This is a genomic window from Sphingomonas zeicaulis (assembly GCF_050433225.1).
Lineage (GTDB): Bacteria > Pseudomonadota > Alphaproteobacteria > Sphingomonadales > Sphingomonadaceae > Sphingomonas_D > Sphingomonas_D zeicaulis.
This window is the reverse complement of sequence record NZ_JBNPXQ010000001.1, coordinates 1,285,212-1,309,076: the sequence shown is the minus strand read 5'-3', so window position 1 is coordinate 1,309,076 and position 23,865 is coordinate 1,285,212. Positions and strand designations below refer to the sequence as shown.

Annotated in this window: 15 protein-coding genes; 8 read left to right on the top strand and 7 right to left on the bottom strand. The window is 65.9% G+C overall.

Going from position 1 to position 23,865, the window contains the following annotated elements; translation table 11 throughout:
- The first annotated feature begins 122 nt into the window (after positions 1–122).
- Entirely contained in the window at positions 123–1,811 is a 1,689-nt protein-coding gene (locus FHS96_RS06205) for a DUF885 family protein (protein ID WP_429588605.1), read from the top strand.
- A gap of 39 nt (positions 1,812–1,850) precedes the next feature.
- Here the strand turns inward: FHS96_RS06205 and FHS96_RS06200 are convergent, their stop codons facing one another.
- The 3 genes from FHS96_RS06200 to FHS96_RS06190 all read right to left on the bottom strand — a co-directional run bounded on the left by FHS96_RS06200 (position 1,851) and on the right by FHS96_RS06190 (position 6,865).
- Positions 1,851–2,918: a CDGSH iron-sulfur domain-containing protein gene (locus FHS96_RS06200; protein WP_429588604.1), complete on the bottom strand. Its 1,068-nt coding sequence runs from the start codon at positions 2,916–2,918 to the stop codon at positions 1,851–1,853.
- A 52-nt stretch (positions 2,919–2,970) separates the two neighbouring features.
- Entirely contained in the window at positions 2,971–5,346 is a 2,376-nt protein-coding gene (locus FHS96_RS06195) for a TonB-dependent receptor (RefSeq protein WP_429588603.1), read from the bottom strand.
- Positions 5,347–5,572: 226 nt separating this feature from the next.
- Positions 5,573–6,865 carry an NAD(P)/FAD-dependent oxidoreductase gene (locus tag FHS96_RS06190; RefSeq protein ID WP_429588602.1) on the bottom strand — a complete coding sequence of 431 codons (1,293 nt, stop codon included), beginning with the start codon at positions 6,863–6,865 and terminating at the stop codon, positions 5,573–5,575.
- Between the two features lie 300 nt (positions 6,866–7,165).
- On the opposite strand from FHS96_RS06190, the gene FHS96_RS06185 reads away from it, so the two are divergent.
- The 3 genes from FHS96_RS06185 to FHS96_RS06175 all read left to right on the top strand — a co-directional run bounded on the left by FHS96_RS06185 (position 7,166) and on the right by FHS96_RS06175 (position 11,694).
- Positions 7,166–9,466 (top strand): TonB-dependent receptor, encoded by a 2,301-nt coding sequence (locus FHS96_RS06185; protein WP_429588601.1) that lies wholly within the window; start codon positions 7,166–7,168, stop codon positions 9,464–9,466.
- A gap of 60 nt (positions 9,467–9,526) precedes the next feature.
- Positions 9,527–11,092, top strand: coding sequence for an amidohydrolase family protein (locus tag FHS96_RS06180; protein WP_429588600.1), 1,566 nt, complete (start codon positions 9,527–9,529; stop codon positions 11,090–11,092).
- A 338-nt stretch (positions 11,093–11,430) separates the two neighbouring features.
- Complete coding sequence (locus FHS96_RS06175) at positions 11,431–11,694, top strand: hypothetical protein (RefSeq protein WP_429588599.1); 264 nt, start codon at positions 11,431–11,433, stop codon at positions 11,692–11,694.
- Positions 11,695–11,755: 61 nt separating this feature from the next.
- Here FHS96_RS06175 and FHS96_RS06170 read toward each other — a convergent pair whose 3' ends face one another.
- Complete coding sequence (locus FHS96_RS06170) at positions 11,756–13,039, bottom strand: metal-dependent hydrolase family protein (protein WP_429588598.1); 1,284 nt, start codon at positions 13,037–13,039, stop codon at positions 11,756–11,758.
- Positions 13,040–13,074: 35 nt separating this feature from the next.
- Here FHS96_RS06170 and FHS96_RS06165 point away from each other — a divergent pair, with 35 nt between their 5' ends.
- From FHS96_RS06165 to FHS96_RS06150, 4 genes are all read left to right on the top strand, one after another.
- Complete coding sequence (locus FHS96_RS06165) at positions 13,075–15,258, top strand: penicillin acylase family protein (RefSeq protein ID WP_429588597.1); 2,184 nt, start codon at positions 13,075–13,077, stop codon at positions 15,256–15,258.
- A gap of 150 nt (positions 15,259–15,408) precedes the next feature.
- Entirely contained in the window at positions 15,409–15,723 is a 315-nt protein-coding gene (locus tag FHS96_RS06160; RefSeq protein WP_429588596.1) for a hypothetical protein, read from the top strand.
- Positions 15,724–15,753: 30 nt separating this feature from the next.
- Complete coding sequence (locus FHS96_RS06155; RefSeq protein ID WP_429588595.1) at positions 15,754–16,683, top strand: pirin family protein; 930 nt, start codon at positions 15,754–15,756, stop codon at positions 16,681–16,683.
- A gap of 55 nt (positions 16,684–16,738) precedes the next feature.
- Positions 16,739–16,954: a hypothetical protein gene (locus tag FHS96_RS06150; protein WP_429588594.1), complete on the top strand. Its 216-nt coding sequence runs from the start codon at positions 16,739–16,741 to the stop codon at positions 16,952–16,954.
- A 12-nt stretch (positions 16,955–16,966) separates the two neighbouring features.
- Here the strand turns inward: FHS96_RS06150 and scpC are convergent, their stop codons facing one another.
- The 3 genes from scpC to FHS96_RS06135 all read right to left on the bottom strand — a co-directional run bounded on the left by scpC (position 16,967) and on the right by FHS96_RS06135 (position 23,821).
- On the bottom strand, positions 16,967–18,478 hold the full coding sequence (scpC, locus tag FHS96_RS06145) for a succinyl-CoA:acetate CoA-transferase ScpC (protein ID WP_429588593.1): 1,512 nt from the start codon (positions 18,476–18,478) through the stop codon (positions 16,967–16,969).
- A gap of 122 nt (positions 18,479–18,600) precedes the next feature.
- Positions 18,601–22,938 carry a beta strand repeat-containing protein gene (locus FHS96_RS06140; protein WP_429588592.1) on the bottom strand — a complete coding sequence of 1,446 codons (4,338 nt, stop codon included), beginning with the start codon at positions 22,936–22,938 and terminating at the stop codon, positions 18,601–18,603.
- Positions 22,939–23,281: 343 nt separating this feature from the next.
- Positions 23,282–23,821 carry a peroxiredoxin gene (locus FHS96_RS06135; protein ID WP_429588591.1) on the bottom strand — a complete coding sequence of 180 codons (540 nt, stop codon included), beginning with the start codon at positions 23,819–23,821 and terminating at the stop codon, positions 23,282–23,284.
- Positions 23,822–23,865 lie beyond the last annotated feature (44 nt).

The following is a 23,865-nucleotide window of genomic DNA, read 5'->3' as shown; positions in this document are numbered from 1 at the left end:
TTTGATGCCTGGGCGCGCCGAAACGCAAAATTCGCCGAAAATGCTGGTGCTACGGCGCTTGACCGGTGAGACCGGCCACCGCATCATAACCAAATTCACGTGATTTGAAGGGGGATGGAATGATGCGGAACAGGGCTGTGATCGCAGCTTTGCTGGCCGGTGGCTCGACCATGATGGCAGCACCCGCCGTCGCGCAGACCACCGCTGCGATAGCAGAGGTGGGGCCGCCGCGCGGCACACAGGATTATGCAGCGCTGGTCAGCCTGTTCGCATCGTTCAACGCGTCGAAGGATCCGAAGCCGGTCGACGGCGTGGTCGATTACAGCCCGGCCACCGTCGAGAAGCGCCGCGCTGAATTGCGCGCCTTCCAGGCGCGCCTGCCCGACTTCGCGGTGGCGAGCTGGGACCGGCATCAGCAGGTGGATTATCTCGCGGTGCGCGCGCAGATGGACCAGCAGGATTTCATTCTCAACGTCACCAAGCCCTGGGCGCGCGATCCGGGCATGTATGTCGATGAATTGCAGCAGCTCGCCTATACCGAGCTGCCGCTGGAGCCGGCGAAGCTGGCACCGTTCCAGGTGCGGCTGCGCACGATCCCCGCCTATCTGGCGCAGGCGCGGATCAACCTGGATGCGGTGGCGGCGGACTATGCCGATCTCGCGATCCACAGCCTTTCCAATGGTGACGGCGTCGGCCATGGCATGCCCTATCGCGCGGTCGAGCCCGCCGGGCTGATCGGCTGGTTCGCCGACCTGCGCGGCCGCGCCGAAAAGCAGCAGCCCACGCTGGTTGCCGACATCGTTGCCGCGGACAAAGCGATCGCATCCTTTCGCGACTGGCTGGTCGCGCGACGCCCTAAGATGGTCGCACGCGCCGGCGTCGGCCGCTCGGCCTATGACTGGTTCCTCACCAATGTGCGGCTGATGCCGTACACGTCGGACGAGATCGTGCTGCTCGCGGAGCGTGAGCTCGAGCGCCACTGGGCGAACTACACCACCGAGCGCCACCGCAACCGCAAGCTGCCCGAACTGGCGCTTCCGAAGTCCGGCGCCGAATATGAGGCGCAGCTCGCCGGCACCGACGCCAAGATCCGCAAATGGCTGGTGGACGAGGAGATCATCAGCGTCCCCGATTATATGCCCAAGACCTATCAGGAGATGGGCTATAACGCGCCGTGGATCGTGCGGCCGACCGGGCCGATGTTCTGGGAGCAGGTGCAGTTCCGCGACGCTTCCCCCGACCATCTCCACGCGACCTTTCCGGGCCACCGCTTCGACGGTCTTGCCGGTGCGCGCGTCGACCATCCGATCCGCCGCTTCATCAAGGACAGTGGCCGCACCGAGGGATGGGGCTTCTATCTGGAAGAGACCGCGCTGCAGCTCGGCCTGTTCGACGATCGCCCCCGCACGCGCGAGCTGATCTATATCTTCGGCCTGTTCCGCGCGGCGCGCACGATGGGCGACGTGAAGATGCAGCGCAACGAAATGACAGTCGATCAGGCGATGCGCTTCTGGAAGCAATGGACGCCCTATCTCGACGACGATGTCGCGCGCACCGACGCCGGCATCTATATCCGCCGCCCGCCGGGCTACGGCATGACCTACACGATCGGGATGATGCAGCTTCAGAAGCTGATGATCGATCGCAAGCGCCAGTTGGGCGACGCCTTCTCGATCAGGGACTATCACGATTATCTGATGAACACCGGCCGCCTGCCTGTCTCGCTGCTGCGCTACGACCTCACCGGCCATGATGACGAGGTGAAGCGCTTCTGGGCGCATGTGCCGCTGTCGGCGGTGAAGCGGCAATAGGAGCCTGGTCCGGCGGGATCGTGCGATCCCGCCGGATGCTCAATAATTCACGCCCGGATTGTCGCCCGGGTGGATCAGCCCGACGACATCCATCCCCTCGGGTGCCACGCATTCCAGCGAATGGAGATGCTTGCGCGGGAAGAAGATCACGTCGCCGGCGCCGACCCGCGCGGCGCTGGTTTCATTCCAGATTATACCTTCACCCGACATGATGATCAGCGCTTCCTCATAGAGGTGGCGGTGCATCTCGGCGCGCGAACGCGGGATATGACCGATGAACTGAGCGGCAGTGGTCGATCCGATGCGCTTGTCGACGAGCATCTGGAACCATCGCGGCCCCATCGCCGTGCGCTCTTCCTCGTCGATCGAAACGACGCGGTCAGGCCAATTCGCATCGAACGCGGGCATCTCCGCCAGTTCGGTCAGCGCCTCGACCGCCGGACAGGCGGAGACATAGGCGCGCAGCGGCGCATCGGCGGACAGCCGGAAGGCCTCGCCAGCGCGAACATAGACGCCGCAAGGCGCGGCGACCGGAAAGCTGCGATCGCCAATCTCGATCGCGCCCCTGCCCGCCATGATCCAGAGGATGGTGTCGACGTCCTCGGCGGCGAGGATCGGCGTCTGCCCTTCTTCCAGCCGGAGATGGAATTGCGATTGATGCTCGGCCCCCAGCGACGGGCCGACGAGCGTGCGCAGCGCGTAGCGCAGCGAGGGATCGGCGCCCTGTTCGGGCGAGACCGCGAAGCAGCGCCCGTCGACGCGCGAGACGCCGGTGGCGTCGGCGCTGACGAGATCGGGGCGCGGTGCCTCGGCGCCATCGGTCGCGTCGCTATAGCCGCCGGGGAGGTTGGAATGGGCGCCGTCGCAGAAAGGCGCGGTCGCGCTGTGCTTGCACCCGCAGAACAGCACCTCCTCGCCATCCTTCGTCGCGGTGTAGCGCACGGGTTCGAAGCCAGTCCCGATGTGCGAGCGGCCATCGCACAAGGGCTGGCGCTTCGATCGGCCGCAGGAGCACCAGAGGTAGGAACGCCCCGCGCGCAACTCGGCATAATAGGGCTTGCGATTGGCAATCACCGGACATGTGCCGGTGCAGGCATGGTCGGCCATGGTCAAATCCCTCGCAGGAAGGGGCACAGCCCCTCCCCGCTCATGGTCCTTATCAAAAGCGCTTGGTCACTTCGAAGCCGATCGTCCGGGGACGATTGGTGATCTTGGTGGTCGGCACATTGGCGGCGGCGGCAAGGAAGACATCGCCCTGCACGTCGAACACATTGTCGACGTAGAGCGCGAAGCCCAGTTCGGAATCGGCATTGTCGGCGCCGATGCGGGCGTTGACGATGCTGAAACCCTTCTGGGTGCGGTAGGTCGGCGCGGTCGGGCGCAACTCGGTGCCGGCCTTGCCCTTGTAGCTGTAATCGCCGCGGATCCAGCCGCTCCAGCCGTCGACCGCGAGGTCCGTGGTGTATTGGGCGGAGAAGTTGGCGGTCAGCGCCGGGATGCGCGGGATCTTGTCGCCCGCTCTGCCCGGAGCCGAGATATCGCTGCTGATCTGGTCCTCGGTCAGCTCACGCTTCGGCAGCCAGTTGAGGCCGGTGGTGATCTGCAGGCTGTCGATCGGCCGGCTCTGCACTTCCAGCTCGATGCCCTCGATCCGCGCCGCACCGGCGTTGCCGATGAAGCCGAACGAGTTGGTCGGATCGCGGCCGGTGACCTGGATGTTGCTCCAGTCGACGCGATAGGCGGCGGCGTTGAAGATCAGGCGACGGTCGAGCCAGGTCGACTTGAAGCCCAGTTCATAGTTCCACAGCGAGTCCGATTCATAGCCATCGGGCACCGCCACCGCGGCGGACTGGTTGGTCCCGCCGAGACGGAAGCCCTTGGAGGCCAGCGCATAGACGGTGATGTCCTCGGTTGGCTTATACGAGACCTGCGCTTTGGGGATGAAGCGATCCTCATTGACGCGACGGTTGTAGGGCGCCGGCAAGGTGCTGCCGAAGGTCGGGAACTGGAACAGCGTCGTGCCCACGTCACGCTGCTTGGCCTCGAACCAGCGCAGGCCGCCCATGATCTCGAAACCGTCGAGCAGTTCCAGCGTCGCTTCGCCGAACACCGCCTTTTCCTTGATCCCGCGGGTGTTGACGCGGGCGAAGGCGCACGGATTGCAGCCCTCGATGCCGGCACCCGGCGCGGTCGAGAAGCCTGTGGGCGGTGTCGTCGCGACGATCGGATAGCCATCCTCGTCGACCAACGGCGAATAGCTGCGGAAGTCGGAGTCGCGATCGCGATAGAAAACGCCGGCGACCCATTGGAAGGCACCCGTGCCGGTGGAGTTGAGGCGCGCCTCGAACGTCTTCTGCTCAACGCTCTGGGTCTGATCGGTCAGCTGGGGCACCAGGTCCGGCCGGACGCACGGGCGACCGTTCGGGCAGATTTCGCCCGCCGGGCCGACTCCCAGCGACCAGACGAAATTGTCGCGATAGAATTGCAGCTTGCGCTTGTAGATCGAGCCCGTGACGGTGAGTTGCGCGAAGCCGAGATCGCCATTGCCGGTCAGCGAGTAGATCTCCTGCCGGTCAGGCCGCGGCGAGCGGACATAGCTGCCCGAATTGAACTTGCCGGTTTCGAAATAGGCGAAGCGCGGGACGGCGTCGTTCCAGCCCTGGTCGCTGGGATCGCCGCGCTCACGGAAGCTGTCGAACGGGCTGTATTCGCTGGCGCCATGCGTGTTGCGGCGCTGGTACCAGGCCATCGCATCGACCGACCAGCCCGGTGCCGGCTCCCAGCGCAGGATGGCGCGGACGCCCGAGGTGGCATCCGAATTGACGTCCTTGAGGCCGAGGCGGACGTTGTCGACATAGCCGGCGGTGCGATCATGATAGCCGACGACGCGCAGGCCGAGCGTTCCCGCCACGATCGGCATGTTGAGCATGCCATAGACATTGTAGCCTTCGTCGCCACCCGTCACGATGTTGGCGCCGGCCTTCACCGAGCCTTCCACGTCGGTGAGGTTGGGCTTGTTGGTGATGAAACGGATCGCGCCGGTCTGCGAATTGGCACCGAAGGTGGTGCTTTGCGGCCCCTTCAGCACCTCGACGCGCGACATGTCGTAAAGCTGGAGGTCGCCGATCTGGGAACCCGAGTCACCGGTTGAGCTCTGAATGCCCGGCACCGGCACTTCATCATAATAGACCGCGACCTGTTCCTGCCCGGCCGACTGGATACCGCGCAGCGTATAGCGCTTCAGTCCTGGTCCCTGATCGGTGAAGGTGAGGCCCGGCACGCGATAGGCGAAATCCTGGAAGCCGGTGGCGCCGGTGCGGGCCAGCGTGTCGCCGCTGATCGCGCTGATCGACGCCGGGATATCCTGCAGCCGTTCCTCGCCGCGCTTGCGGGCGGTGACGACGATATCGCCGTCGATCCCGCCGGCGGCAGCGGCCGGCTCCTCGCTCTGCGCCATGGCAATAGCGGGCATGGTCGCCAGCGCGACCACCGCGAGCGAGGCATAGGACCAGAGCTGTGCGTTACGTCGTTGCATCGTGATTCCCCTTATATCCTTGAAACGTGCTTCCCCTGCGCGTCCTCGCATTCATATTCTTTTTCATATGTTATGGTTGATTTAGGCTTGAAGCAAGTGAGGAATCGTCACGCGCGACGGTGCGCCGCGCGGGCCAGCCGCAGCCTGCGGAAATCCTTTGTTACGGCAATGTTAAAGCCCGCGCGAGGGGGTCGCGCGGGCTGGATCGTCTCGGCGGAACGCCCAATCAGCGCGTGAAGGCGCTGCGGATCTTCTTTGTAGCGAGTCCCGCGGCGAGGATGAGTCGCGGCAGATGGCGAGCGATCAGGAAGCCGCTCACCCGACGCGGCGGCTCCAGTGCGAGCAAAGGCTGGCCCGGCAGATGGCCGAGGCTGCGCGCGACCTCGCGGCCGATCAGCACATTGGTCGCAAGGCCGCGGCCATTGCACGCCTGCACCGCGACCAGCCCCTCGGCGACGCGCACCAGCCTCGGCAGCAGATCGGTGTTCACCCAAGCGGTGCCCTGCCAGACATGGTCGAGTGCGAGCGGGCGGTGGACAGAAAGCATCGCCGCCAGCCGCGCATTGACCCCGGCGGTCGCCGCTTCATGCGTCAGCCGGTCGGAGGCAGGAAAGGCGGTGACGAGCCGAAAGCCGGCGGCATAGCGGATCGAGAAGACGTCGGTCTCCAGATCGGTCATGCTCTCGCCGCCGGGCAGGATCGCCGCGCGCATCTCCGCCGGCAGCGGTTCGGTCGCGACCTCGCACACCGGCAGCGGCAGCACCGATCCGCGCAGTTCGTGGCGCAGCGCCGCATTGCCGCCGTTTGCGGCCAGGATCACGGTGCGCGCGAGCACCTCGCCGCCGGCAGTGCGGAGCCGCCACGCGCCGGGGCCACCCTCCACCGCGCACACCGCGCTGGCCTCATGCAGCCGCGCGCCCGCCTGTTCGGCAAGATCGGCGAGGCCGCGGGCGAGCAACAGCGGATCGACCGCTCCGCCGCTGGCATCGTGGATCGCGGCGCCATAGCCGCGACAGCCGGTCGCCTGCGCGACTTCGGCCGCATCGAGCAGGCTGAGGTCGCTGCGCACGCCGCGCCATTCCTCGATTACCGCGTCCAGCCGCCGCGCCGCGCCCTGCCCGGCTGCCGGCGCGAGGAAGCCCGCCGGTCGCGCGTCGCACGCCAGCCCTTCCCGGTCGATCAGATCAAACAGATGCCGGCCGCTCTCGGCCACGAACCGCAGCAGCGCGGTGCCGCGATCCCTCCCCAGCCGCCGCAGCACCTTGGCGGGTGTGGTGCGCACGAGTTGCGGTGCGACCACCCCGGCGCTGGTGCCGGTCGCGCCTGCGCCGATGCGCGCGCTCTCCAGCAGCAGCACATCGAGCCCGGCGCGCGCGAGGTGCAGCGCGCTCGACAGTCCAGCGACGCCGCCACCGACGATCGCGACTTCCGTACGCACGCTGCCGTCCAGCGCCGGCCGTGGTACCGCCCCCGCCCCCGCGCCCCACACGGGTACGCCATCAGCCGCAAGCCCGCTCATGCGCCGGCCGTCCCGAGAGCGAATCGGCGTGCCGCGCCCGTGCACAGAGCACCGGCACTTTGGGCTATCCAATCGCGGTTATTACCCGATCCACGCCAGGCATCGGCCAAGCGACGGCAAACATCTCTGTTTTTCAACGTTTTCAGACCCGCCCTGCCCCGTGACGATTCAATGACAAGCATCTTGCATTGTAATGCGATTACACACAATATCGCATGCATATTCACATAAAAAGTATCGCAAGCGAGGAACGGACGGTCCCCGGCGCCGTGGCATGCCGGATGAAAAAGGGGTCCCGTGATGATGCTACCAGGAACGCGCGCTCATCTTTCGACCACCAGCCTGATCGGGCTGGCCATTCTGGCCCTTGCCGGCGCATCGCCCGCATCGGCGCAGACCGAGCCCGGCGCCGAAGATACCGGCACCAACAGCGGCGACATCGTCGTCACCGCCGAACGCCGCAGCCAGAACCTGCAGGACGTGCCGGCATCGATCACCGCCTTCGACGGCAATTCTCTGCGTGACCTCCGCGTCACCCAGGTGAGCGATCTGTCGCGACTAACGCCCGGCCTCGCGGTGCGTGTGTCGGGCTCGACCTCCGATCCGCAATTCACCGTGCGCGGTATCGGCATGAACAATTCGGAGACCAACCAGAACCCCGCGGTCACCACCTATCTCGATGAGATCGCCCTGCCCTCCAACGCGATGCTCGGCGTCCAACTCTTCGATCTCGAGCGGGTCGAGGTGCTCAAGGGGCCGCAGGGCACCTTCTATGGCCGCAACACCACCGGCGGCGCGGTCAACCTGATAACCAAGCGGCCGACGCGCGAACTAAGCGTCGATGCGCGCGTCGATGCCGGATCGCTGGCACTGCGCGAGATAGAGGTCGGCATCGGCGGGCCGATCACCAACACCCTGTCCGCGCGCATCGCCGCCAATTCCTACCAGCGGCATGGCTGGCAGGATCTGATCGTCAGCGGCCCTCGCCACGGCGATTTCAGCACGCGAAACGGCGATCTCGACCGGCAGGCGTTCCGCGCCTCGCTGCTGTGGGAACCGGGCACGGTGTTCAGCGCGCTGCTGGTGGGCGATTACTCGACCACCAACGACGATGCGATGGCCTATCAGCACACCGGCAATCTTAAAAGGGACGGCAGCCGCACCTTCTGCGGCTATGTCACCACCGGCGTCCGTGATGAGGCGAATTGCGGATCCTATGCGATCCCGCGCACGGGACCGGGCGGCACGCCCGTTGCCGGCCTGCAGATCTTTTCGGACCGGCAGGACGATCCCCGCACCGCTTATGCGAGCTTCGTCTACGGCAACCAGAACGATGTCGATAGCGGCGGCGTCTCGCTCAAGATGAACGCCGACTTCGGCCCGGTCATCCTTACCTCGGTGACCGGCTATCGCAAATATAAGCGGATCAGCACCGCCGACGACGGTTCACCCTATGTACTGAGCGACAATTATCGCGATCAGCGTATGAGCGTGTTCCAGCAGGAGTTGCGCGCGGGATCGGGCGACGGCTGGGGTGCGCTGAGCTGGATCGCCGGCATGTATTACACCCGCGACACCAATGATGATTTCGTGCTGTTCGACCAGAGCGACCAATTCGCCTATTCGGCCGAATTCGTTTCCACCTATCGCCAGGTGACCGAGTCACTGGCCGCCTTTGCGCAGGTCGATTACGCGCTGACCGACCAGCTCACCTTGACCGCGGGCGGCCGCTACACTGGCGAGCGCAAGGAATTCTCCTATGACGGGTCGGTGATCGGATCGGGGGCCTTCCCCGTGCCGGTGCAAGGCTATGAGAACCATATCAACGCCGATCGCGGCACATGGCGCGTCTCGCTGAAATATGAGCCCAGCGCCGATCTCAACCTCTACGCGAACGTCAGCACCGGCTTCAAGGGCGGCGGCTTCCCGGGGACAATCGCATTCTCGGTGGGCCAGCTCACCCCGTTCGCGCCGGAGACGATCACCGCCTATGAAGGCGGCGTGAAGGCGGCCTTGTTCGACCGCACCGTGCGCCTGAACACCGCTTTCTATTATTACGACTGGAAGGATTTCCAGGCGACCACGCAGGTCAATGTCTCGGGCGTGCCGCTGGTCATCCTCGGTACCGCCGGTGACGCCCGCATCTATGGCGTGGAAGGCGATATCAGCTGGTATCCGGTGCCCTCCCTGGTGCTGCGTGGCGGCTTCAACTGGAACGACGCGAAGATCAAGAATGGCCGCTATGACGGCCAGATCCCCCCCAATACGCCGGACATTTCGGCAACCGGTTTCGCCCGCTGGGAGCCGAAGAACCTGTTCGGATCGCTGACCCCCTATGCGCAAGCGGATGTCAGCTACACCAGCGCCACCTTCGTCGCCCTGGCCAATGCGCCGACGGTGAAGGAGCCAAAGGCCTTCTTCGCCAATGCCCGCATCGGCTTGAAGCATGACAATGGCATCGAGATCGCCGGCTGGGTGCGCAACCTGACCGACAAGCTTTACCGCACCTCGATCCTGGGCTCGGGCTCCGCCTCGCTGCCCGCGCGCGCCACGTTCAACGATCCACGCACCTGGGGCGTCAGCCTCGGCTACCACTTCTAGAGAAATTCGACCTCAATGCCCGGGGCGCAGCGACGCTCCGGGCCAGTCGGGAGGAAATCCATGACCCTTCGTAACAGCCTTCTCCGCACCGTCGCGCTCACCGGCGCCGCGCTGTTTACCGCCACAGCCGCCACCGCACAGGCCCCCGCCGGCCCCGCTGCCACCGAACAGCCGCCCAAGGCCTGGTTCGGCCCGCAGGCCGCGCCCTATAAGGTTGAAACGCCGATCGCGCTGATCCACGGCCTGCTGATCGACGCCACCGGCGCGCCGGCCAAGCCCCGCCACACGGTGTTGATCGACGGCGGCAAGATCAAGGCGGTCGGCCCGGACGGGTCGATTCCGATCCCGTCCGATGCGCGCGTATTCGATGCCAGCGGCATGACAATCATGCCCGGCCTGATCAATTCCAACCAGCATATCCAGTTGAACCCGCTGTTTCCCGCACCGGTGGCCGACCTGCCGATCGCCGATCTGCGTGCGCGCTGGGAAGCCAATTTCGCGAACATGCCGCGCAAGGCATTCGTGTATCTGATGCAGGGCGTAACGACGATGCGGCAGACCAGCGGGCCCTACAAGCGCGAGCTGCCGGTGAAGCAGCAGATCGATTCCGGCCAGATCCCGGGACCGCGGATCATGCTGGGCGGCGCGCTGATCATGAGCCGTCAGCACTTCCAGCAATATACCGAAAAGAACCGTACCCCCGCCGAGGCGATGGACTGGCTGGAGAACGACTTCGCCTATTTTGTGGTCGACGATATCGACAAGGATCTCGCCAAGATCGCTGGCCCCGAGTTCAATTACTGGAAGCTCTACCTCGGTGACGAAGTGTTCGACGGCAAGAACGACTTTACCGACGAGCAGCTCCGCAAGATCATCGCCAAGGGCCATGCGCTCGGCAAGAAAATCGACGTCCATGCCAACAGCACGCCGGAAGGGTTCGCCCGCCTGCTCAAGTTCGACATCGACACGCTGGAGCATCCGTTCGAGACCGACTTCCTGCTCGACGAAAAGACTATCGCCGGTTTCGCGAAGAAGGGTGTGATTGCCGATACGCTGCTGCGCGTGAGGGTGACCGCGGCGGAGCATCAGATGGATCCCAACCGCTTCAACACCACCGACTACATCATGTCATCGACGCCTGAAGAATATCGCATTATCATGAATTATCGGGACAAGATGCTCTACAACAAGCGCAACCCCGATCATCGCGGCCTCGCCTTCTATGAGAAGCGCGCCTCCAACAGCGACATGTTCGGCCAGTCCGGCCCCTCCTTCAACGACCAGATGAAGGGGCGTGAGACCGCGCGCGAGAATATGCGTCGCTTCATCAAGGCCGGCGTCAAATTCTCGATGGGGACGGACAGCACCTCCTTCCTCAACTTCCAGCAGGACGATCCCAACGCCACCGAGATGGCCTATATGGTCGAACTGGGGATGACGCCGATGGACTCGATCATCGCCTCCACCCGCAACGGCGCCGAGATGCTGGGCATGTCGAGCGCGCTCGGCACCGTCGAGGTCGGCAAGATCGCCGACGTCATCGTCGTCGCCGGCAATCCGCTGGAGGATATCGGGGTGATGAAGAATGTGGCGATCGTCATCAAGGACGGCATCCGCTTCAAATAACTCTCCCCGCGCGACGGGTCGCAACGCCTGCCGGCCATCCGGTTTCCGGAAGGCCGGCAGGCGAACGCATTTCCGGACACTGCACTGTTCGCGAACGGACCGGCGTTCGAATTCGGACGCTTTCGGCGAGGACCTCTCGGCACATTTCGCCAATAAGCGGTCATAATCGCAGATTATCGGAAATTTTTCGGCTGAAATGCCTCAAATCCGTCAAACCGGTCGGCGAAATCCCCGCTTTTCGGGGCTTTTTCGAAGTTGGCACAGCGCTTGCTGAATATCGGGCACAGGCGGACATCGCCGCCTGGTTACCAACTGGTTCCGTCAGAAAGGATTTCGAGATGACCCGTCAGCCGATCTTCGCCCACCTTTCCCGCACCGCCACCCAGGCCGTTCTGGGCGCCGTCGCCGCCTTCGCAACTGTCCCCGCCATCGCCGGTGCAGCCGCGCCGCAGCAGGCTGTGCCTGTCGCCGACAAGCCGGCGGCCGAGCAAAAGGTCTGCGTCAAGACCACTCCGACGGGTTCGCGCATCGCCCGGATGGTCTGCATGACCCGCGCTGACTTCATCGCTCGCAGCGGCGTCGATCCCTTTACCGCCAAGTAACACCAGCGGCTGACGGCGACCAGCGGCGGCATGTGCCGTCGCTGGACCGCCGAACCTCCGGTCAGTCCCCTTCCCGGCGCACGATCGCGCCATTCTTCACGACCAGGCGGATGCGGCGCACCGCCTTGATATCCGCCACCGGATCGCCTTCCACCGCGACCAGATCGGCGAGAAGCCCCGGTTTCACCGCACCGATCCGGTCTACCATGCGCAGCCAGCGCGCATTGCCCGAGGTGGCGGCGACCAGCACCTGTGCCGGGCTCATCCCGGCCTCGACCATCTGCTCCATCTCTCGCGCATTGTCACCATGCGCGTAGACGCCGACATCACCGCCCATGCAGATCGGAACGCCGGCCTTCAGCGCCAGCTGGAGGCTTGAAACGCTGTGCTGCACAGCCGACGGTGCGGGCGCGCGGCCTTCCCAGCCGCGATAGCGTGAGACCGCGTCCGACGCGGCGAGCGTCGGACAGAACGCCACGCGCTTCGCCGCCATCGCCGCGAAAATCTCCGCTGTACCGCCATCGCCATGTTCGATCGTGTCGGCGCCGGCGGCGATCGCGCGCTTCATCCCCTCCGCGGTGCCGGCATGAACCGCGACGGGGCGGCCGGCATCATGCGCTGCCGCCACCGCAGCTTCGATCTCGGCCGCGCTCAACGTCGCGCGGCTCGGCTCGCCGGGGCGCCAGCGATAATCAGCATAGAGCTTGATCCAGTCCGCGCCCGCGGCGATCTGGCGACGCACGGCGGCGACGACGCCATCGACGCCCGACGCCTCCTCCGCCCCCTGCGGCACCGGTACGCCAGGCTCGAACCCCTTGGGGCCATAGGCGCCGAGCGCGACGATCGCGCGGGTCGAGACGAGCAGGCGCGGCCCTTCGACGATGCCCTGTTCGATCGCCGCCTTGAGCCCGACATCGGCATAGCCGGCGCCCTCGGTGCCGAGATCGCGCAGGGTGGTGAAGCCCGCGCGCAAGGTGGTGCGGGCTTGCGCCACTGCCCGCGCGGTGCGCAGCGCCAGCGCCTCATGAAGCACCTGATCGTCCCAGCTCGTCTCATTATAGGGGTGGAGGAACAGGTGACCGTGACCCTCGATCATCCCCGGCATGAGCGTAGCGCCGGCGAGGTCGATGACCGTCGCATCGGCGGGCGCGGCGAGATCGGGACCGACCGCGGCGATCGTATCCCCACGCACCATCACCTGCCAGCCGCGATGCGTCTTGCCGTCAACGCCGTCGAACACCGCCGCGGGCTTCAGCAGCAGCGTTGCCGGTTGCGTTGCAGATTGGGCGTGCGCCGCCATCGGGGCCAACGCCAATGCCGCAAACATCATCATCAGCCAGCGCATGGTCTTTCCCCCCGTCCCCAACTAGGCTTCGGTCCATGAATAGGGCTCTCCGACGCGCGCGCAATCCACTGATCCTGCTGGCAATGCTGACCGCGGCGGCGAGCGCACCGGATGCCGAGACGGCGCGGTGGCGCGCGCAGGCGGCGCGCGTGACGATCATCCGCGACGATTGGGGCATTCCCCATGTGAAGGGACGGACCGACGCGGATGCGGTGTTCGGACTGATCTATGCGCAGGCGGAAGATGATTTCGCGCGGATCGAGGCCAATTACCTGACCGCGCTGGGGCGGACGGCGGAGGCCGAAGGTGAGGAGGCGATCTGGGCGGACCTGCGCCAGCGGCTGTTCGTCGATCCCGCCGAGCTGCAGGCCGATTATGCCGCGAGCCCGGCCTGGCTGCGCGCGTTGATGCAGGCCTGGGCCGATGGGCTGAACCATTATCTCGCGACTCATCCCGAGACGAAGCCGAAGGTGTTGAAGCGGTTCGAGCCGTGGATGGCGCTGAGCTTCACCGAGGGCAGCATCGGCGGCGATATCGAGCGGATCTCGCTGAGCGCGCTGCAGCGTTTCTATGGCGTGCCCCCGCAGCCGACGCCCGAAGAGATCGGCATGGTGCCGCGCGAACCTTCGGGGTCCAACGGCATCGCGATCGCGCCGCGGCTCACCGCCGATGGTCGTGCGCTGCTGCTGATCAACCCGCACACCAGCTTCTATTTCCGCTCCGAAGCGCAGATGACCAGCGCGGAAGGGCTGAACGCCTATGGCGCGAGCACCTGGGGGCAGTTCTTCATCTATCAGGGGTTCAATGCGCAGGCCGGCTGGATGCACACCTCGTCCACCGTCGACAATGTCGACGAATTCGCCGAGGCGGTGGTGCGACGGAAGTGCACGCTTTCCTACCGTTATGGCGATACGCTGCGCCCGCTGACCAAGCAGGTCGTCACCTTGCGTTTTCGCCGGCCGGATGGCGCGATGGGGGAGCGCAGCTTCACCACCTGGCGATCGCACCACGGCCCGATCGTCGCGGCGAAGGACGGCAAGTGGATCGCCACGGCGCTGATGTGGAAGCCGGTGCCGGCGCTGGAGCAAAGCTATTTGCGCACCAAGGCGACCGACCTGAAGACCTATATGGCGGTGGCGGAACGCGCCGCCAATTCGTCCAACGACACGCTGTTCGCCGACAGCGCGGGCAATATCGCCTTCCTGATGCCGCAGTTCATGCCGGTACGCGATGACCGCTTCGACTATCGCAACCCGGTGGACGGCAGCGATCCCGCGACCGACTGGAAGGAAATCCACAGGCTGGACAGCCTGCCAAGCGTCGCCAATCCGCGCATCGGCTGGGTCTACAACACCAATGACTGGCCGTGGAACGCAGCGGGGCCGGAAAGCCCGAAGGCCAGCGCCTTCCCACGCTATATGGACCAGGTGGGCGGTAATGCGCGCGGCGTGCATGCCGAACTGCTGCTGAAGGGCAAGAGCGGCTGGACCGCCGACAAGCTGCGCACGGCCGCGTTCGATCCTTATCTGCCGGCGTTCGCCCGGCTATTGCACGACCTCGTCGCCGCATGGGAGGCGCTGCCAGCCGGCGATCCGGGGCGCAAGAGGCTGGCCGCGCCGATTGCGCTGCTGAAAGGCTGGGATCATCGCTGGGCGGCGGACTCCACCGCGACCAGCCTGGCGATCTTCTGGGGCGATGAACTCTGGCGTAAGGTCGGCAGCGCGGCGCAGGCGGAACGGATGAACGTGCCCGACTATATCGCCACCCGCGTCAGCGCCGAGGCGCGGCTGGCGGCGCTGGCCACCGCGGTCGACCGGCTGACGCAGGATTTCGGCGACTGGCGCACGCCGTGGCGGACGATCAATCGCTTCCAGCGGCTGGACGGCGCGATCCGCCCGCATTTCGACGATGATAAACCTTCTGTGCCGGTGCCCTTCACCTCGGCGCAATGGGGCAGCCTCGCCTCGTTCGGTGCAAAGCCCTGGCCGGGGACGAAGCGCTATTATGGCAGCAGCGGCAACAGCTTCGTCGCGATCGTCGCTTTCGGCCAGCGTGTGCAGGCGATGGCGGTGATGGCCGGCGGCCAGAGCGGTAACCCCGCCTCCCCCCATTTCGCCGACCAGATCCCGCTTTATGCCGAAGGCCGGCTGCGCCCGGTCTATTTCTATCCCGACGAGCTCGAAGGCCATATCGAACGGCGCTACCGCCCGGGGGAATAGAGATCCCATCGATCGGGAATGGCGGCGATGGTGTCAATCATACCGATGGATGATCATTTCTAAATTTTAGAAAGTTTCGTCGCCTTTTATCTGACTGATCCTGAGAGCCGCGTGCGCCTACATCCAAGTCATCGAAGGATGGAGGCAGAGATGGCGTCGAGTGTCGCGGAGCTGAGCAAGACCGAGTGGATGGCGGTTGCGGTGGCGCTGAATGACGCCAACGCCTTCGGCTGCAGCATCCCGCCCGAAGCCGGCAGCCTGCGCGACAAGCTGAGCGGCGCCGCACGGACCCTGTTCGGCATCGAGCAGCGCAAGCAGCTCGCGGATCCGCGGCTGGAGACGTTGCGCCGCTTCGTCTGCACGACGCGCGCGCGCCGCCGCCCGGCCGATGAGTTCATGCCCGCCCTCATCCAGCATGGTTTCAACCCCGCGCAGGTCCACGCGATCGCGCAGCTTTCGGCCTGAGCCGAACCCGCTTCTCCAAGGAAATATCCCATGAGCATCCAGTCCAGCACCGACACCATCGACAATGGCATCGACCGCGTTCTTCTGGCGCCGCTGCGCGACCTGGGCGACGGGTTCAACGTCCGCCGCGCGCTGCCTTCGCCGCAGCGCAGGATGGTCGGCCCCTTCATCTTCTTCGACCAGATGGGCCGCGCAACCTTCGGCAGCGGCGAGGGGCTGGACGTTCGCCCGCACCCGCATATCGGCCTCGCCACGATCACCTATCTGCTGGAAGGCGAGATCCTGCATCGCGACAGCGTCGGCAGCGTCCAGACGATCCGCCCCGGCGAGGTCAATCTGATGACCGCGGGTTCGGGCATCGTCCATTCGGAGCGCACCGGCCCCGCCGTCCGCGCCGCCGGCGGCCCACTGTTCGGGCTGCAGAGCTGGATCGCGCTGCCGACCCGGCTGGAGGAAATGGATCCCGGCTTCGACCATCACAAGGCGAGCGAGATCCCCGGCATCGACGCGGAAGGTGTGACGCTCAAGCTGATCGCCGGCACCAGCGACGGCCTGCGCTCACCGGTGAAGAGCTATTCGGACATCGTCTATGCCGACATCCAGTTGGCGGACCGCGCCCGCTACCAGCTTCGCGCCGACCATATCGAGCGAGCGATCTACGTGGTCTCGGGGAAGGTCGAGGTGGCGGGGCAGACCGGTGCGTTCGAGGAAGGCCAACTCGTGCTGTTCAAGCCGGGTGCCGAGATCGTGATCCGCGCGATCGGTGCCGCACGGGTGATGCTGGTGGGCGGCGAGCCTTTCGCCGAGAGCCGTCACATCTTCTGGAACTTCGTCTCCAGCTCACCCGAGCGGATCGAGCAGGCCAAGCGCGACTGGCAGCAGCGCCGCTTCGCAGAGGTGCCCGCAGAGACGGATTTCATTCCGTTGCCCGACCCTGTTCCCGCCCGTGCCGCGGCGTGACCCGCATCACTGCGGCATCCGCGAATCGCAGCTACCCAGACTGCGGAGGAAAGACATGCAGACCCAATCGACCCAACTGACCCACACCCGCAGCACCGCGCACCAGACGCTTGCCGTCTTCGGCGCGCTCGCCGCGACCCTCATCGTCCTGTTCGTGCTCATCAATCAGGCGATCGGCGACAAGCTGATCGCGTCCAGCGTAGCGCTGATCATTGTCGCGATGGTTGCGGCGCTGGGCGCCTCCGGCGGGACCGAGAAGCGCCGCCGCTGAGCCGCTTCCGCTTCAGGGCAGCATGCTGCCCGTATCGATGAAGCGCTGATGCCAGCTCAGCGCCTCGCCCGGGAGCGAGGGAGATTGCTGGCCATAGGATCCCTTCCGCGCCCGCTCATAATAGTCGGCCAGCATCGGCCGGTAATTCGGGTGCGCGCAATTCTCGATGATGAGCTGGGCGCGCTGCTTGGGGCTGAGGCCGCGGAGGTCGGCCAGCCCCTGTTCGGTCACCAGCACCTGCACATCCTGCGCGATATGATCGACATGCGAGGCCTGCGGCACGATCGCCGAGATCGCGCCGCCCTTCGCCGTCGACGGCGTCATGAAGATCGAGACATAGGCGTTGCGCGCGAAATCGCCCGAGCCGCCGATGCCGTTCTGGATGCGCGATCCCATCACATGGGTCGAGTTGACGTTGCCGTAGATGTCGGCCTCGATCAGCCCGTTCATCGCCAGGCAGCCGAGGCGGCGGATCAGCTCCGGATGGTTGCTGATTTCCTGCGGGCGCAGGATCATGCGCTCACGATAATGGAGCATGTCGGCATTGATCCGTGCCGCCGCTTCCGGGCTCAGCGAGAAGGCAGTGGCGGAGGCGATGCGCAGCTTGCCGGCATCGAGCAGGTCCAGCATGCCGTCCTGGATCACCTCGGTATAGGCGGTCATGTCCGTGAAGGGGCCGTCGACGAGGCCGGTGAGCACCGCGTTGGCGATGTTGCCGACCCCGGACTGGATCGGCAGCAGCGAGGCGGGCAGCCGGCCGCGCTTCACCTCATGCGCGAAGAATTCGAGCAGATGGCCGGCGATCGCATGCGCGCTGGCATCGGGCGCGGCGAAGGGCAGGTTGCGATCGGGCGCCTCGGTCTCGACGATGGCGACGATCTTGGCGGGATCGCAGCGCAGATAGGCTTCGCCGATGCGGTCATCCGGGCGGACCAGCGGGATCGGCACGCGATCCGGCGGCAGGCGGGTGCCGTAATAGATGTCGTGCATCCCCTCCAGCGCCGGGTTCTGCCAGGCGTTGACCTCGAGGATGATCTGGCTGGCGCGATCGAGCCAGGTCTTGTTGTTGCCGACCGAGGATGAGGGGATCAGCGAGCCATCCGGGCGGATGCCGCTGATCTCGACGACGGCGGTGTCCAGCGGCCCCAGAAAGCCCTGCCACGCCATCGGCGCGACCTGGCTGAGATGCATGTCGAAATAGTCCATCTCGCCGCGGTTGATCTTTTCGCGTGCGATCGGATCGGAATTATAAGGCAGCCGGAATTCGATGCCATCCGCCTTGGCGAGCGCGCCGTCGAGCTCGGGGCCGGTCGAGGCGCCGGTCCACACGCGGATGCGGAACGGGTTGCCGGCAGCATGTTCAGCCTCGATGCGCGCGGCAAGCGCCTGCGGCACCGCCTTGGGATAGCCCGAGCCGGTGAAGCCGCTCATGCCCACCGTGCTGCCCGATCCGATCAACGCCGCCGCTGCATCCGCCGACATGATCTTCGACCGCAAATCGGCATGGGCTATCCGGCTGCTCATAGCTGTTCCTCATATCATTTTTTCATGTTCAGCCGGCCCTAGAACCCTCCGTCACGGAGGGGAACCCCTAGAGGGGCGCATCGCGACCGAAGTATGGGCCGCAACCGCGATGCGCCCTTCGCTCAAAGAAAAAAGTCGGTCGAGACCAACGGATCGGCCGCGGTCACCCCGGTCAAGATGATCTGGATGTCGGCCACTCGGTCACCATCCACATCGCCCGACACGATCGCCGATCCCGCGCCATAGGTGACCCGCAACTGCCCCGCCGCGCCCGTGAACGCACCGGTCCCGATGAAGGCGAAGGCGTTGTTGCCGTTGACCGTGGCATTGGCGTCGATCGCAGTCAGGTCCACCCGGTCACTCTCGGTGCGGTTGAAGTCCCGTATCGTGTCACGCGCGGTGCCGCTGCTGTCGGCAACCGACTGGAAGGTGAAGCGATCGCCGCCGAGCCCGCCGGTCAACTGGTCTGCGCCGGCACCGCCGATCAGCCGATCATTGCCGGCATCGCCGCGCAGATCGTCCGCCCCGGCGAGCCCCGCCAGCACATCATTGCCGGCGCCGCCGAAGAGGCTCTCCGCCACAGCGCTGCCCGAAAGGCTGTCGGCAAAAGCGGAGCCGATCACCGACTCGATGTTGATGATGCTCTCACCGAGATCGCCGGCGTGCGCACCGAGCCCGAGGGTGAGATCGACGACAACCGCGCCGCCGGCCAATGCATAGTCGACAGTGTCGATACCACCGCCGCCGTCGATCGTATCCGCGCCGGTGCCGACGATGATGCGGTCATTGCCATTGCCGCCGACCATCACATCGTCACCCGCGCCGCCATCGAGCAGGAACTGCCCGGCGGATGCGCCGACGCCGGCATCGATGGCCAGGAGATCATTGCCGCTGCCGCCGCGGATTTCGAAAAGGTCGGTCGCATCGGCGTTGCGGACGCCGATCACCGCACCCAATCCGGTCACGGCGAAGCCGCCGATCTCTGCGATGACCTGGATGACATCGTTGATGCCGCTGCCCTCCAACGTCACCCGATCGACCCGGGCGTCGCCGCTGAGTGCGGCGGCTGTGGCGCCGAGGTTGAGCGCGACGCGCTGCACGTCGGTGCCGCCGAGATGGCCGATCACGATGCTGTCCGTACCGCCCAGCGGCGCGAGGTTGATCGTCTCGATGGTCGCGGCGCTGACCGCGCCGCCCCCTGCCTCCGCGACCAGCACGCGACTGCCGACGGCGGTCACGCTCACCGCGTCCGCAAGCGCGCCGGTGGAGAAAGCGAGACTGTCCAGCCCGCTTTGCCCTTCAACCTGATCGGCGCCGCCGCCCGCGGCCCAGCGGAATTCGTCATCGCCATTGCCGAGCTTGGCGAGATCATTGCCAGCGCCGCCGATGACAATGTCCGCCCCCTCGCCGCCATCGAGCTGGTCGGCGCCGGCACTGCCGGTGAGCATATCATTGCCGTCCCCGCCGCGCAGTTGGACACCGACGCCGCTGAGCCCCGCGGCGGAGAGCCGGTCATTGCCCGCGCCGCCATTCACCGAAACGATGTCCGACGCGTCGGCGCGAACGATGCTGAGCTTGCCGGCCAGCCCGCTGGTGAAGACGGTGCCGCCGCTGCCGCTGAGGTTCACCATCGCATCGCCCGCGCCGGTGAACAGGCTGACGAAATCGGACGCGCCATCGGCCAGCGCGGGGTTCGCGCCGGCGAGGTCGATCGTGACTTGCGGCAGATCGGTGCCCGAAAGGTCGCCGACCGAGATCGTGTCGCTGCCGGCGCCGGCGATGATCGCCACCCGCTCGACATCATCCGTGTCGACGCTGCCTCCAATGCCGAACGCCACCAGCCGGCCGCCCGCCGGAGCGAGCGCGAACACATCATCGCCCGCGCCGCCGACGAGATCGAGCTGGTCGATGCCGGCGCCGGCTTCGAACAGGTCATTGCCGTCGCCGCTGTTCCAGATGAAGCGATCATTGCCGGCGCCGAGCAAGGCGATGTCGTTGCCGCGCCCGGCGGCGACGGTATCGACGCCATCGCCGCCCGTCACCACATCGGCGCCCTGGCTGCCGGTGACGCGGTTGGTGCCCGCGCCGAGGTCGATCTCGAGGATGGCGCCACCGTCGAGCAGCGCGCCGGCGTTGACGACGTCATTGCCGCCGCCGAGCGCCAGCCGCACCCGGTCGGTCGGCTCGGCGCCGCCGACGATCACCTCGGCGACCAGCCCTTGCACCGCGATCTGGCCGGGACCGCCGGTCAGGATGATCTGGTCGATACCCGCGGTGCCGGCAATGTTGACGACATCGGCCGCCGCATCCGCGCCGCCCAGATCGATGCGCACCTGCCGAACATCGGTGCCGGTGAGCGGATTGACGTTGATCACGTCAGCCCCGCCGACCGCCTTGATGTCGATCGTCTCGACATCGTTGAGGTCCATGACGATGTTGGCGATGTTGCGGGTCAGCAGCGCGCGGCCGCCACTAGCGGACACCTCCATGATCTCCGCAGCGTTGGAGCCGTTGAACAGCAGCCGGTCGGCGCCGGTCTGCCCTTCGACGACATCGCTGCCGTCGCCCGGATCCCATTGAAACAGATCATCTCCGGCGCCGAGCAGCGCGGTGTCATTGCCCTGCTGGCCGTCGACGAAATCGTCGCCATCGCCGCCAAGCAGCAGGTCTGCGCCATTGCTGCCAAGCAATGTGTCGTTGCCGGCGCCGCCATCGACGGTGATCTGGATGAGCGCGGCGAGGTTGCCGGTGGCGGACACGGTGTCATCGCCCCCGCCGGCGGTCAGCACCAGCCGTTCGGCCGTGCCGATATCGAGCGAGAACGGTGCCGGATCGAGGCGATCGAACCGCACGCGGGCGCCATTGGCAGTGATGGTGAACAGCGCGTCGCCATTGCCGCCATTGACCTCGACGGTGTCGGTGCCGTCGCCGCCCTCGGCGAGATCGGTGTCGTCACCGGGGTTCCAGATGATGCGATCGTCGCCGGCACCGCCGACCATCTGGTCGTACCCGTCGCCGCCGCGCAGCACGTCATCGCCGTCGCCACCGGTCAGTATATCGCGCGCGGAGCCGCCATTGAGTTGGTCATTGCCAGTGCCGCCGTCGAGCTCGAACTGGATCGCCGCGAATCCCGTTGTGGTGAGAACATCATCACCACCCAGCCCCATCAGCACCAGCCGATCACCCACGAAACCGCCGCTGACAATGGTCGTCGCGGCAAGGCCGCTGGTGGCGACACCATCGGGACCGACGACGATGCCCGCGCTGTCTGCGCCGCCGGTCGCGTGCGCTTGAACCACATCCGCCGCGAGATCATCGACACCGCCCGCCGCCGCGAGATCGACGCGTATCTGGGTCACGTCCGTACCGCTCAGATCGTTGACCGTGACGAGGTCCGCACCGCCGAACGCCCTGACGTCGATCGTCTCGACATCGTTGAGGTCCATGACGATGTTGGCGATGTTGCGGGTGAACAAGGCACGCTCGCCATTGGCGAGCAGGTTCATGATCTCGCCGGCGGCGGAGCCGTTGAACAGCAGCCGGTCGATACCGCTCTGCCCCTCGATCACATCATTGCCGTCGCCCGGATCCCATTGGAACACGTCATTGCCGGCGCCAAGCAGCGCAGTGTCGTTGCCTTGCTGGCCATCGACGAAATCATCGCCATCGGCGCCCAGCAGCAGGTCATTGCCGTTGCTGCCCAGCAATGTGTCATTGCCGGTGCCGCCATCGACGGTGACCGCGATCAGCGCGGCGAGATTACCGGTGGCGGAGAATGTATCGTTGCCGCCATTCATGTTGACGACCAGCCGCTCGGAGGTGCCGATGTCGAGCGCGAAAGGGGCCGGCTCGAGCCGGTCGAAGCGGACGCGGGTGCCGTTGGCCGTCACGGTGAACAGCTCGTCGCCATTGCCGCCACTGACCTCGACCGTGTCGGTGCCGTCGCCACCTTCGGCGAGATCGGTATCGTCGCCGGGGTTCCAGATGATGCGGTCGTCGCCGCTTTCGCCGAACATCTGATCGTCGCCATCGCCACCGATCAGCACGTCATTCTCGGTGCCGCCGAACAGGAAGTCGGTGCCGCCGCGCCCGACCAGCATGTCGTTGCCGGCCTGGCCGAAAAGCTGATCCGCCCCCGAGCCGCCCGTCACGCTGTCATTGCCGGCACCGCCGAACAGGTTGGCGCGGGGCAGCGCGCCACTGGCCTCGTCGAGCGCGAGCACATCGTCACCCGTCTGCCCGAAGGCCTGGATCAAAGCGGTGTTGGCCACAGTCGGCGTGCCGCCGGTCACCGGTGTAGCGCCGCCATTGACGAGGATCACACCCGCCGCATTGCGACTGAAGACGATGGTGTCGGCAAAGGACGCACCAAACGCCGATAGCGTGTCGTTCGCGAAACTGGCGGTGACGTCTGTAATGCTCGCGAAAGCGGGATCCGCCTCGACAAACTTCTTGCGCATGTTCGATATCTCCGAACGTTCCGCAGGCGCAGCACGGCGCTTCACGCGGAACGGGCGCGACGGGACCTGTCACAATCACCCCGCCGCAGGGTTGGACCTCAGCCGAGCCTCAAGCCCGGCACACGAGCGCCTGCGAACCCTAAAGTATCGATATGGAAAGCGGCCCTCCGGATCCTGGACGGGCGAACATGCGGCCGTGCCGCGCTGGCGCGCGCGACGGTTCACTACCACTGCTCAATCTCCGCCCGAGGCACCGCCCCGTTCGACATGCGCCTTTTACGCGCTCCCGGTGGGAACGCGCGTGGAAATCAACGTGGAAATTTCGAGCGCGCGCGATCGCGAGTCAGGCGGCCGGGTTCTTGCTCAACCATTCAAGCACCGTGTCGGGGCTCGACACGCCATAGGGATCATCGTCTTGACCGGCATCGTTGATGCCCGGTTCCTCGAACCACGCGACGATCCGGCCATCGTCTACCACCATCGCGTAGCGCCACGACCGCTCGCCGAAGCCAAGATGATCCTTGCGGATCAGCATGCCCATGCGGCGGGTGAAATCGCCCGAGCCATCGGGCAGCAGCTTGAGGTTCTTGATACCCAGCATCTTGCCCCACTGGAACATCACGAACGCGTCGTTGACCGACAGGCAGTACACCTCGTCGGCGCCTGCCGCCTTGAGATCGTCATAGACCCGCTCATAGGCCGGGCATTGCTCCGTGGTGCAGGTGGGGGTGAAGGCGCCGGGCAGCGCGAACACCACGGTGCGCTTGCCGGCGAAGAGATCGCCGGTCTGCACATCCTGCCAGCGGAAAGGGTTCGGGCCCTCGACGCTATCGTCGCGCACACGGGTCTTGAGCGTCACGTCTGGAACCGTACGTCCGATCATAAATGCCTCCTTGATGCCGGGCCACCGGCCCTCCTCCGGCGGGT

Coding starts and splice junctions, on each gene's coding strand:
- FHS96_RS06205 (WP_429588605.1), top strand. CDS start 123: ATGCGGAACAGGGCTGTGATCGCAGCTTTGCTGGCCGGTGGCTCGACC.
- FHS96_RS06200 (WP_429588604.1), bottom strand. CDS start 2,918: ATGGCCGACCATGCCTGCACCGGCACATGTCCGGTGATTGCCAATCGC.
- FHS96_RS06195 (WP_429588603.1), bottom strand. CDS start 5,346: ATGCAACGACGTAACGCACAGCTCTGGTCCTATGCCTCGCTCGCGGTG.
- FHS96_RS06190 (WP_429588602.1), bottom strand. CDS start 6,865: ATGAGCGGGCTTGCGGCTGATGGCGTACCCGTGTGGGGCGCGGGGGCG.
- FHS96_RS06185 (WP_429588601.1), top strand. CDS start 7,166: ATGATGCTACCAGGAACGCGCGCTCATCTTTCGACCACCAGCCTGATC.
- FHS96_RS06180 (WP_429588600.1), top strand. CDS start 9,527: ATGACCCTTCGTAACAGCCTTCTCCGCACCGTCGCGCTCACCGGCGCC.
- FHS96_RS06175 (WP_429588599.1), top strand. CDS start 11,431: ATGACCCGTCAGCCGATCTTCGCCCACCTTTCCCGCACCGCCACCCAG.
- FHS96_RS06170 (WP_429588598.1), bottom strand. CDS start 13,039: ATGCGCTGGCTGATGATGATGTTTGCGGCATTGGCGTTGGCCCCGATG.
- FHS96_RS06165 (WP_429588597.1), top strand. CDS start 13,075: ATGAATAGGGCTCTCCGACGCGCGCGCAATCCACTGATCCTGCTGGCA.
- FHS96_RS06160 (WP_429588596.1), top strand. CDS start 15,409: ATGGCGTCGAGTGTCGCGGAGCTGAGCAAGACCGAGTGGATGGCGGTT.
- FHS96_RS06155 (WP_429588595.1), top strand. CDS start 15,754: ATGAGCATCCAGTCCAGCACCGACACCATCGACAATGGCATCGACCGC.
- FHS96_RS06150 (WP_429588594.1), top strand. CDS start 16,739: ATGCAGACCCAATCGACCCAACTGACCCACACCCGCAGCACCGCGCAC.
- scpC (WP_429588593.1), bottom strand. CDS start 18,478: ATGAGCAGCCGGATAGCCCATGCCGATTTGCGGTCGAAGATCATGTCG.
- FHS96_RS06140 (WP_429588592.1), bottom strand. CDS start 22,938: ATGCGCAAGAAGTTTGTCGAGGCGGATCCCGCTTTCGCGAGCATTACA.
- FHS96_RS06135 (WP_429588591.1), bottom strand. CDS start 23,821: ATGATCGGACGTACGGTTCCAGACGTGACGCTCAAGACCCGTGTGCGC.